Below are 10079 nucleotides of genomic sequence, written 5' to 3'. Positions count from 1 at the left end.
CGCCGCCGGTGCGGCCGGTGCGGCCGGTGCGGCCGGTGCGGCCTACTCCGGGACGACGACGTCCTCGGGGACGCCGGACTCGGCCGACCGCTGCGCCGCCTCCATCACCGCGAGGCTGCGGAGGTTGTCGCGACCGCTCGTCTCCGGTGCCGATCCGACCGTGACCGACCGCGCGAACGCCTGCAGCCCACCCTGCCGGTCGGTGTGCTCCATCGTCGGGAGCTCCACCGCCTCGGCGTCGTCGTCCTGCGTGCGGCGGAGCGTGACGCGGTCGCCCTCGACGGCGTTCGGCTCACCCGCACGGCTCGTGAACCACAGTTCGCCGTCCGACCCCTGGATGCTCCACTCCCCCGCCCAGGCCGTCCGGGGTGCCCGCGAGAGCCAGCTCCCGCGGTAGCTGACGACCAGCCCGCCCTCGAGCTCGATCAGCATCGACGCGATCGCCTCGTCCTGGTACTTGCTGAACGACGGCGACGACGCCCGGGCGTAGACCCGCACGGGCTCGCGGCCGGTGACCATCCGCATCAGGTCGAAGTGGTGGATCGCCATGTCGTTGATCATCGCGTGCGGGAAGCGGTAGTGCGGGTGCTCCTCGAACGCCAGGTCGTTGTCCCACTGGCGGAAGTCGACGTCGATCGTGGCGACCTCGCCGACCGCGTCCGCCTCGAGCAGCTCGGTGACGACCCTCGGCGCCGGGTACCAGCGGTAGTTCTGGCTGACCTGCAGCACGAGCCCGAGTTCCTCGGCGCGACGGACGGCGGTCGCGGCCTCTTCCGCGGTGTTGGCGAAGGGCTTCTCGACGAGGACGTGCTTGCCGGCGTCCAGGGCCTCGAGCGCGAGCGGGACGTGCGTGACGGCCGGGGCGGTGATGACGACCGCGTCGGCTTCGACACCGGCGAGTGCCTCGGTGAGGGACGCGAACGCGGCGGAGGCCGGCAGGCCGAGGTCCGTCCGCACGGCGTCCAGCGTCGCGGGTACCGGGTCGACGATGCCGACGACCTCGACCTCCGACACCTCGGGGATGGCGGTGCGGGCCCAGTTGCCGCCCCACCCTCCGAGACCGACGTGGATGATGCGGACCGGCATGCGTGCACTCCTTCGTGTTCGACCCGTGCGGCCTCGACGGCGCACGTCCCTCCAGTCTGTCAGGCGTTGCCGACAGCGAGCGACGCGCGGACCGATCGATGTGGGGCCTGGCTCCGAGGTTCCACGACTCGCCGTGCCCATGACCGCGAGGTTCCGCGGACGGGCGTGCCAGTCGTCGAGATGCCACCATTTTGGAACCTCACGAGGTCCGCGAGGTCAGACCCCGCGCGCCCGCCACGCCCGCGTCAGCGGACGAATGCGTACGCGATGAGCGCCATCGTCACGAGGAACCCGGCGAGGTAGTTGATCCACAGGAACCGCTTCCAACCCGCGTTCGCCGCCTCGGCCCCGGCGTCGGTGACGTTCCACCACGGCAGCACGTTGAGCGCGTACGGCACGACGACGACCGCGGCGATCGGCCCCGGGAACGCCGAGAACAGCAGGACGACGCCCGCGACGACGTACGCCACGAACGCCAGCCGGACGGTGGCCCGGGCGCCGATCACGGTCGCCACCGAACCGATGCCACCTGCACGGTCGGCGAGCACGTCCTGCACCGCACCGAACGCGTGCGACGCGACGCCCCACAGGAAGAACGCGACGCACACGGCGACGAGCTGCCCCGTCCAGTGCGGTCCGGCGAGCGCGAGCCCGTACACGGCCGGCGACACGAAGTGCGTCGACGAGGTCAGGGAGTCGAGGAACGGCTTCTCCTTGAACCGCAGCCCCGGCGCCGAGTAGGCGATCACGGCGAACACGCTGATCGCGAGCACGAGCCACGACCACGGACCGTTCCCGCTCAGGCCGCCGAGCACGACGAGCGCGACGAGGAAGGGCACGTTGGTGATGACGACCGCCCACAGCGTGGTCCGGTGCACGCTCTTGTCGAGCAGGGCGCCCTCGACACCGCCCTTGCGCGGGTTCCGCAGGTCGGACTCGTAGTCGAAGACGTCGTTGATCCCGTACATCGCGAGGTTGTACGGCACGAGGAAGTACACCACCCCGACGACGAAGGTCACGACACCGAGCACCGAGCCGAAGACGTCCGTGCCGAGCAGGTACGCGGCACCGAACGGGTAGGCGGTGTTCACCCAGCTGATCGGCCGCGAGGACGTGAAGAGCGCACGCAGGATCGACGGCCGGGAGGCACGGGTCGCGGTCATGGGGTCGGCTCGCCTTCTGCGGACGGTCGCGCCGGCGGCGCGATGCGGGACGGTCGCGCCGGCGGCGCGTCACTCGACGGCCGGGCGGGCGTCGCGGTGCTCGAGGGTCGGGCCGAAGGGTCGGCCCGGGACGGACGATCGAGCAGCACCCAGAGTGCCGGCAGCAGCAGGACCGCGCCGACCGAGTACGCGAGGTCCTCGACCGGGATCGCACCGATCTTCGCACCGCTGATGAGCGACGGGTCGTACGCCACCACGCGCAGCGTCACGATCACGTTGTCGAACACGATCGTCATCACGAGGAGCACCCCCGCCGTGACGAGCCCGCTCACGAGGGCGGTCCGGCGGCCGTGCCCCGACCGGCGTCCGGCTGCCCGGGCACGGCGAGCCGCGACGACACCGGCCGTGACCGCCACGACGACCGCCACCGCGAGGAACGGCACCGCGAGCAGCGCGTAGGCGGCGTGGGAGTTCACGTGCGCCGCCGATCCAGTGCCTTCGCCACGAGCGGCGTGACCGCCCCGAAGGCGTTCATCGTCGTGTAGCAGAGCAGCAGGAGGAAGAAGATCTCCTCGACCGGGACCTCGGGGGCCACGACGAGTCCGGTCAGGACCCGCTGCGGCCCGATGAAGAAGATGCCCGCAGCGACCCCGGCGACGTCCCACACGAGGAAGAACACCATGCCGATCGCCATGACCGCCGCCGCCCGCCACGGTGCCCGCCAGAAGAACAGCCGGAAGCGGGCGTCGAGCACGGTCATGCCGACGAGCGACACGACCAGCCCGGCGAGGTACAGCCCCGGCATCAGACCGCCGCGTCCCGCACGAGCGGGGTCGGGAGCGGCTCGGTGCTGGTGTCGCCGTGGAGACGCTTGAGCAGCACCTCGGCACTGATCAGGCACATCGGCAACCCGATGCCCGGAGTTGTCGAGGCACCGACGTAGTAGAGCCCGTCGACCTCCTTCGACCGGTTCGGCTCGCGGAAGAACGCACTCTGCGCCAGGGTGTGCGCGGGCCCGAGCATCGAGCCGCTCCAGGCGTTGTAGTCGTCGGCGAAGTCCTGCGGGCCGATCGTCCGGCGGACCCGGATGCGGTCGCGGAGGTCGGGCACGCCGGCGCGCTCGGCGATGACGTCGATCGCGCGGTCCGCGATCCGTTCGACCTCGAAGTCACCGGCCCCGTCGATGCCGCCCTTGCCGATCGACAGGTCCGCGGGCAGCGGCACGAGGACGAAGAGGTTGCTCGACCCGGGCGGCGCGACGGTCGTGTCGGTCTCGCTCGGGGCGCAGACGTAGATCGACGCCGGGTCCGGGACGTGCCGGTCCTTCCCGAAGATCGCGCCGAAGTTCGCCTGCCAGTCGGCGGTGAACACGAGCGTGTGGTGCAGGAGGCCCGGCACCGGCCCGTCGACACCGAGGTACACGAGCACCGCGGACGGCCCCGGGTCACGCTTCTGCCAGTGCTTCGCCGGGTACGAGCGGTGCTCGGGGTCGAGCAGTTGCAGCTCGGTGTGCCGGAGGTCCGCCGCACTCACCACGAGGTCGGCAGGGGCGACGTGCTGTCCACCGTCGCGGTCGCGGTGCACGACGCCCGTGACGTGACCGTCCTCGACGAGGATCCGCTCGACCTTCGCGCCCGCGATCACCTGGGCGCCCTCGGCCCGGGCGAGCCGGCCGATCGCGCCGATGATCTCGTGGATGCCGCCCTTCGGGTACTGCACGCCGTCGGCGAGGTCGAGGTGGCTCATCAGGTGGTACATGCTCGGCGCCTTGTACGGGCTGGTGCCGAGGAACACCGCCGGGTAACCGAGCACCTGCCAGAGCCGTCGGTCGCGCACGGCGGTCTCCGCGTACTTCGCGAGGGGCTCGGTGAGCAGGCGGAGGAGCTTCGGGAGCCGGCGCAGGACGTCCGGGGCAGCGAGCTTCCGGAGGTCCGCGAAGGTCGTGTAGAGGAACCGCCGCACCGCCATCGCGTAGGTCTCCTCGGCGGAGTCCAGGTACTTCCGGATGCGTGCACCGGCGCCGGGCTCGACCGACTCGAAGAGCGCGATGTTGGCTTCCTTGTCGGCGCGCAGGTCGAGCGGCTCGTCGTGTCCCTCGGAGTACACGCGGTAGCCGGGGTCGAGCGTGACGAGGTCGAGCTGCTCGGCCGCGGTGGTGCCGAGCAGTTGGAAGAAGTGGTCGAACACCTCGGGCATGAGGTACCAGGACGGGCCGGTGTCGAACGTGAAGCCGTCGCGCTCCCACGAGCCGGCTCGACCGCCGAGCTGGCTGCGCTGCTCGAGCAGCGTGACGGCGTAGCCGTCGCGCGCGAGCAGCGCTGCGGACGCGAGCCCGCTGATGCCGCCGCCGATCACGACGGCGCGCCGGGCGGGCACCTTGCGCCGGGTGGCGGACACGGAGCCGGTCGGACGGGAGGCGCGGGGCGGGGTCATGCCGTGCCTCCAGGCCGTCGCGTGGCCGGCCCACGACCGGACAGGACCTGCGCGGCGAGCCGTGCCTTGACGGGGTTGGGGACGCGCACGCGCGTCGCCACCAGCTGCGCTGCGGGCGTCCGCGCGATGCGCGTGTTGAGCTCCTGGAACAGCGCGTGGGCGAGGCCGACCGCGTGGCGGGCGTCCTTGGGCAGCAGCGGGATGGTCATCGCGGCCCGGTCGAGGTCTGCCTGGACGTCGGCGACGAGCCGCACCTTGGTGGCCTCGTCGAAGGTGCGGATGTCGACGCCGGGGAAGTACGAGCGGCCGAGGACCTCGAAGTCGGCGTGCAGGTCGCGGAGGAAGTTGACCTTCTGGAACGCGGCACCGAGCGCCCGGGCACCCTCGACGAGCACGGAGTCGTCGAACGTCGGGCGGCCGGCGCGGTACACGAACGCGCGGAGGCACATCAGACCGACGACCTCGGCGGAGCCGTAGACGTACTCGCGGAAGGAGTCGTCGTCGTGCACGGTGCGGTCGAGGTCCATGCGCATCGACGCGAAGAACGGCCGGGTGAGCTCCGGACCGAAGCCGGTCACGCGGGCCGAGCGGGCGAAGGCGTGCACGACCGGGTTCGTCGAGAAGCCGAGCTCCACCGCGCGCTCCGTGTCGCGCTCGAGCTCGTCGAGCACCGTGCGGGCCAACTCGCGGTCGAGACCGGCCTCCGTCGCGGGGCCGTCCACGACCTCGTCGGCGACCCGGACGAGCGCGTACACGTTGCGGATGTGCTCGCGGGCGTCCCGCTTCAGCAGACGTGAGGCGAGGCCGAACGACGTCGAGTACCGGTCGATGACGACCCCGGAGGCGGCCTCGGCGGTCGCGTCGTAGAGCGGGAGTCGGGCGGGGCGTTCGCGTTGCAGGTGGTGCTCGGTGGTCACCGGGCGCGCTCCACGAGTTCGGACACGATGGACTCCAGTCGGTCGGCGAGGTCGTAGGGCAGACCTGCGAGTTCGGCGCGGGCCAGGGCCGTGTGCTCGGCGACGCGCTCTTCGGCTGCGGATTTGGCGCCGCAGGACACCAGCGTGGCACGGAGCTCGGCGGCTCGCTCCTCGGTGAGGTCCGGGTCGCCGAGGTGCTGCGACAGATCGGGCCAGCAGTCCGTCGCCGCGGCGTGGGCGATGAGCACGGTGCGCTTGCCCTCGCGCAGGTCGCCGAGGACGGTCTTGCCGGTCTCGGCCTCGGCACCGAAGACCCCGAGCAGGTCGTCGACGATCTGGTACGCGATGCCGATCTCACGGCCGAACGCCCCGAGCGCGGCGACGATCGGTTCCGGAGCCCCCGCGAGCACGGCGCCGGACTGCAGCGGCGCCTCGAACGAGTACACGCTCGTCTTCGCGCGCTCCATCGCCAGGACGTCGTCGACCGTCGGCATCGGCCCGAGGGCCAGGTCGACGTCGGCCATCTCGCCCGCGGCGCTCGCGAACACGGCCTCGTCGAAGATGTCGAGCAGCCGGGAGCGACGCTCCCCCGTGACGCCGGACGCCTCGATGAAGCGGGGTGCCGCGGCGAGCGCGAGGTCCCCGGCGATGACCGCGGCGCTCGTGCCACGGTGCTCGGCGGTCGGCAGCGGGAGGCCGCCCGTGGTGCCGGTGTCGCGGAAGGACCCGGCGACGTTCGGCTGCCCACGGCGGGACCAGTCGCGGTCGATGACGTCGTCGTGCACGACGAGCGCGGTGTGCAGGAGTTCGTAGGCGGCGCCGACCTGCACGGCCGCCGCGGTGTCGGTGCCCCCGAGCGCCGTGTAGGCGGTGAGGACCATGCGCGGCCGGAAGCGCTTGCCGCCCATGCTCGCCTTGCGGAGCACCCGCCAGAGTTCCGGGTTCGGACCGCCGTACCGCTCGGCGCGCGCGCTCGACACGGCGAAGAAGCGCTCGAGGCAGTCGTCGACGAGCGCGAGGTCGTTCTGCGCCACGGTGGTCGCTTCCTCGCTCATTGGCCTAACCTATCGGTGCAGATGACGACTTTCCCTGAATCCGTGGTGCTGCTGGCCGATGACCGTACCCCGGTCGGCACGGCGGACAAGTTCACGGTGCACACCGACCACACGCCCCTCCACCTGGCCTTCTCGTGCCACGTGCGGAACACCGCCGGGCAGGTCCTCGTGACCCGCCGTGCGCTGTCGAAGAAGACGTGGCCGGGGGTGTGGACGAACACCTTCTGCGGCCACCCCGGGCCCGACGAGACGTTCGAGGACGCCATCGCCCGACGGGCTTCGCGGGAGCTGGGCATCACCGTCCGCGACGTCGAGTCCGTCCTGCCGGACTTCCGGTACCGCGCGGTCGACGCCTCGGGGATCGTCGAGAACGAGGTCTGCCCGGTGTTCCGCGCCGTGACCGACGACGTGCCGGCGCCCGCGGAGGACGAGGTCGCCGAGTACGCCTGGGTGTCGGAGGACGAGCTGCGGGCCTCGGTGTCCGGTGCGCCCTTCGCGTGGAGCCCCTGGCTCGGGTGGCAGCTCGCCGAGACCGAACAGGCCGGGCTCCGCATCACGCCGTAGCCGACCAGTACGTTCTCCTACCACCATGCGGACGTGGTGGCGGCGCCGGGGGCGGGAGCGGTCGCCGTCGCCTCGTCGAACCGCGACGTCTGGGACATGTGAAGGCACTCACACTCGGCTCCACGGTGGCCGGCCGGGTCGACGTCCACGTGGGGCGAGCGTAGGCTCGGACGTCGGCTGCACGAGGCAGCCCACGGACGACCAGAAGGGCAGGTGAGGCGCGATGTCGGGTGACCATCCTCGATCGGGCCGACGGATCCTGCCCGAACGGATCCACGCGCCCCGTTCCTGATCCCGCGCCGCCCTCGGGCGGTTCGCGCCTGCCTGCTCCCGACACCGCAAGGAGCACGCCATGGCACTGATCGACAACGCCGTCTACGTCGCAGGACACCGCGTCGACTCGCCGTCGACCCCGTCGCGCGCCATGCAGGGCGACCTCGCGTGGATCGGGCTGCTCCGCCCCGAACCGTCCGAGCTCGCAGCCGTCGCCACCGAGTTCGACCTGCACGAGAACGCGGTGGAGGACGCCCGCAAGGGACACCAGCGCGCGAAGCTCGAACGGTACGGGGACACGCTCTTCCTCGTCCTCCGGCCGGCCTGGTACGACCGCACCGCCGAGGAGGTCCGCTTCGGTGAGGTCCACCTCTTCGTCGGTGCCCGCTTCGTGGTGAGCGTCCGGCACGCCGAGCGACCGGACCTCGCGGCGCTGCGCGCCCGGTGCGAGGCCGACCCGGACTTCCTCGCCCGCGGCTCCGAGGCCGTCACCGCGGCCGTGCTCGACGAGGTGGTCGACGGGTACGCGCCCATCGTGGAGATCCTGCAGGAGGAGATCGACGCCATCGAGGACCAGCTCTTCGCGGGCCAGGTCGACCCGGGTGTCTCGAAGCGCATCTACCAGCTGCTCAGCGAGGTCCTCGGGTTCCAGCGCGCGACCACCCCGGTGCCGGCGATGGTGAAGGGCCTGCTTCGTGGTGCCGACAAGTACGGCGTCGACGAGGAGGTCCAGCACCGCCTGCGCAACGTCCTCGACCACGCCCTGCGGGTCACCGAGCGGGTCGACTCCTTCCGTGCCCTGCTCGAGAACGCCCTCACCCTGCACGCGACGCTCGTCTCCCAGGAGCAGAACGAGGCCATGCGCCGGATGACGAGCGCCAGCCTGGCCCAGGGTGAGGAGAGCCGGCAGCTCGCGCGGGCGGCGCACCGGCAGGGCGAGGAGGTGAAGCGGATCTCGTCGTGGGCGGCGATCCTCTTCGCGCCCGGACTCATCGCCGGCATCTACGGCATGAACTTCGACGACATGCCCGAGCTCCACTGGCGCTTCGGCTACCCGGTCGCGATCGTCGCGATGCTCGTCCTCATGGGCGTCCTCTGGGCGATCTTCCGCAAGCGCAACTGGCTCTGATGCCACCGGGCCGGCGACTCTGACGCCACCGACGCGGCCCGGACGCCCGGGGACGCGGGACGGCCCCGCGCCCCCGCGCGTGGTCGGCCTGCGTCAGCCGACGGCCCACCCGGGTCCGCCGTCGGACCCGGGTGGCGTGGAGCAGCGAGGCGTGCATAATGATCAGGCCCGGAATGTGAACGTGCACATCGACGTGCCACGACACCGGGCAGGAATGAGCAGCAATGGCGTCGACGCGAGCACAGCAGTCGCGTGCGCCCAGCATCCGCGACGTCGCACGGGTCGCCGGGGTCTCCCACCAGACGGTCTCCCGGGTCCTCAACAACTCGGACGCCATCAGGGCCGAGACCCGCGACCGGGTCCTCGCTGCCATGGAGCAGCTGCAGTACCGCCCGAACCGCGCAGCACGGGCACTGGTGACGAGCCGGACGCACACGATCGGCGTCCTCACCGCTCGACGGGCGCACTACGGCCCGGCGGTCGCACTGCAGGCGATCGAGGACGCCGCGGTGGCCCGCGGGTACAACGTCACGACGTCCACCCTCACGGAGACGACGGACGAGGCGGTCCGCGAGAGCATCCAGCGGCTGCTGGACCTCGACGTCGAGGGGATCGTGGTGATCGCCCCGCAGCAGAAGGTGTTCGACCTCATCGAGGAGCTCGGCATCCGGACGCCGTACGTCACCATGCGCGCCAGCGTCGGCGAGGACCCGACCGCGCTCTGGGTGGACCAGATGGAGGGCGCCCGGCTCGCCACGGCGCACCTGCTCGACCTCGGCCACGAGTACGTCCGCCACATCGCCGGGCCGCAGGACTGGATCGAGGCCGATGCCCGGATGCAGGGCTTCCTCCGCGAGATGTCCGACCGCGACATGCCCGTCGTGGCGCCGATCCTCGGGGACTGGACGGCCGACTTCGGCTACCACGCCGGGCGCGAGCTCCTGCGGTGGCGGGACTGCACGGCCGTGTTCTGCTCGAACGACCAGATGGCGCTCGGGCTCGTGCACGCGGCTCGGTCCTACGGCCTGGACGTCCCCGGCGACCTATCGGTGGTCGGCTACGACGACATCCCGGAGGCGAAGCACTTCTGGCCGCCGCTCACCACTGTCCAGGTCGACTTCGCCGAGCTCGGCCGGCGCTGCGTCGACCTCCTGCTCCCCCGGGACGACGAGCAGCTGCGGCCCATCGACATCGTCCCCCAGCTCGTGGTGCGCGGCTCCACGAGCGCGCCGCGCTCGCGCTGACGCGCCTCACGCCGCGGGCCGATGCGCCCCTGAACGGACATCGCACCCCGCCACGAGGGGGCGCGATGTCCGCGCAGGGGCGCGACCCGGCGAGCACCGGCGGCCACGGGTGGGCACCGGCGAGCACCGGCGAGCACCGGCACCTGCTCCGGCCTGCTGCCCGACGCGACGACCGTGACCAGAGACCGGCCTGGAGGCGCGTGACGGGCCCGACC

General features: G+C 71.9%; 10 protein-coding genes. 3 read left to right on the top strand and 7 right to left on the bottom strand.

The features are described from left to right. Window positions 1-42: 42 nt before the first annotated feature. The 7 genes from ACSW7Y_RS13440 to ACSW7Y_RS13410 form a co-directional block, all read right to left on the bottom strand. Window positions 43-1086, bottom strand: coding sequence for a Gfo/Idh/MocA family protein (locus ACSW7Y_RS13440; protein WP_438126756.1), 1044 nt, complete (start codon window positions 1084-1086; stop codon window positions 43-45). 245 nt (window positions 1087-1331) lie between these two features. Beyond that, window positions 1332-2249, bottom strand: coding sequence for a prenyltransferase (locus ACSW7Y_RS13435; protein ID WP_438126755.1), 918 nt, complete (start codon window positions 2247-2249; stop codon window positions 1332-1334). Then, window positions 2246-2725 carry a lycopene cyclase domain-containing protein gene (locus ACSW7Y_RS13430; protein ID WP_438126754.1) on the bottom strand — a complete coding sequence of 160 codons (480 nt, stop codon included), beginning with the start codon at window positions 2723-2725 and terminating at the stop codon, window positions 2246-2248. The genes ACSW7Y_RS13435 and ACSW7Y_RS13430 overlap by 4 nt, the downstream gene beginning before the upstream one ends. Beyond that, on the bottom strand, window positions 2722-3054 hold the full coding sequence (locus ACSW7Y_RS13425; protein ID WP_290132940.1) for a lycopene cyclase domain-containing protein: 333 nt from the start codon (window positions 3052-3054) through the stop codon (window positions 2722-2724). Before ACSW7Y_RS13425 ends, ACSW7Y_RS13430 begins: the two co-directional genes overlap by 4 nt. After that, window positions 3054-4682: a phytoene desaturase family protein gene (gene crtI / locus ACSW7Y_RS13420; protein ID WP_438126753.1), complete on the bottom strand. Its 1629-nt coding sequence runs from the start codon at window positions 4680-4682 to the stop codon at window positions 3054-3056. Before crtI ends, ACSW7Y_RS13425 begins: the two co-directional genes overlap by 1 nt. Then, a complete protein-coding gene (locus tag ACSW7Y_RS13415; RefSeq protein ID WP_438126752.1) occupies window positions 4679-5599 on the bottom strand; it encodes a phytoene/squalene synthase family protein in 921 nt (306 codons plus the stop codon). The genes crtI and ACSW7Y_RS13415 overlap by 4 nt, the downstream gene beginning before the upstream one ends. Continuing rightward, a complete protein-coding gene (locus ACSW7Y_RS13410) occupies window positions 5596-6654 on the bottom strand; it encodes a polyprenyl synthetase family protein (RefSeq protein ID WP_438126751.1) in 1059 nt (352 codons plus the stop codon). The genes ACSW7Y_RS13415 and ACSW7Y_RS13410 overlap by 4 nt, the downstream gene beginning before the upstream one ends. 21 nt (window positions 6655-6675) lie before the next feature. Between ACSW7Y_RS13410 and idi the strand changes: the two genes are divergently transcribed. From idi to ACSW7Y_RS13395, 3 genes are all read left to right on the top strand, one after another. After that, entirely contained in the window at window positions 6676-7218 is a 543-nt protein-coding gene (gene idi, locus ACSW7Y_RS13405) for an isopentenyl-diphosphate Delta-isomerase (protein ID WP_438126750.1), read from the top strand. A 352-nt stretch (window positions 7219-7570) separates the two neighbouring features. Continuing rightward, entirely contained in the window at window positions 7571-8620 is a 1050-nt protein-coding gene (locus ACSW7Y_RS13400; RefSeq protein WP_438126749.1) for a magnesium and cobalt transport protein CorA, read from the top strand. A 224-nt stretch (window positions 8621-8844) separates the two neighbouring features. Further along, window positions 8845-9864: a LacI family DNA-binding transcriptional regulator gene (locus ACSW7Y_RS13395; RefSeq protein ID WP_058724187.1), complete on the top strand. Its 1020-nt coding sequence runs from the start codon at window positions 8845-8847 to the stop codon at window positions 9862-9864. Window positions 9865-10079: the final 215 nt, after the last annotated feature.

The organism is Curtobacterium flaccumfaciens, from assembly GCF_051548005.1.
Taxonomy (GTDB): domain Bacteria; phylum Actinomycetota; class Actinomycetes; order Actinomycetales; family Microbacteriaceae; genus Curtobacterium.
The sequence above is the reverse complement of the archived record's forward strand: the minus strand, read 5'-3'. Positions and strand labels throughout refer to the sequence as shown.

Bases quoted from the DNA above. Each gene is read 5' to 3' on its own strand.
- ACSW7Y_RS13440 (WP_438126756.1), bottom strand. From the start codon at position 1,086: ATGCCGGTCCGCATCATCCACGTCGGTCTCGGAGGGTGGGGCGGCAAC.
- ACSW7Y_RS13435 (WP_438126755.1), bottom strand. From the start codon at position 2,249: ATGACCGCGACCCGTGCCTCCCGGCCGTCGATCCTGCGTGCGCTCTTC.
- ACSW7Y_RS13425 (WP_290132940.1), bottom strand. From the start codon at position 3,054: ATGCCGGGGCTGTACCTCGCCGGGCTGGTCGTGTCGCTCGTCGGCATG.
- crtI (WP_438126753.1), bottom strand. From the start codon at position 4,682: ATGACCCCGCCCCGCGCCTCCCGTCCGACCGGCTCCGTGTCCGCCACC.
- ACSW7Y_RS13410 (WP_438126751.1), bottom strand. From the start codon at position 6,654: ATGAGCGAGGAAGCGACCACCGTGGCGCAGAACGACCTCGCGCTCGTC.
- idi (WP_438126750.1), top strand. From the start codon at position 6,676: ATGACGACTTTCCCTGAATCCGTGGTGCTGCTGGCCGATGACCGTACC.
- ACSW7Y_RS13400 (WP_438126749.1), top strand. From the start codon at position 7,571: ATGGCACTGATCGACAACGCCGTCTACGTCGCAGGACACCGCGTCGAC.
- ACSW7Y_RS13395 (WP_058724187.1), top strand. From the start codon at position 8,845: ATGGCGTCGACGCGAGCACAGCAGTCGCGTGCGCCCAGCATCCGCGAC.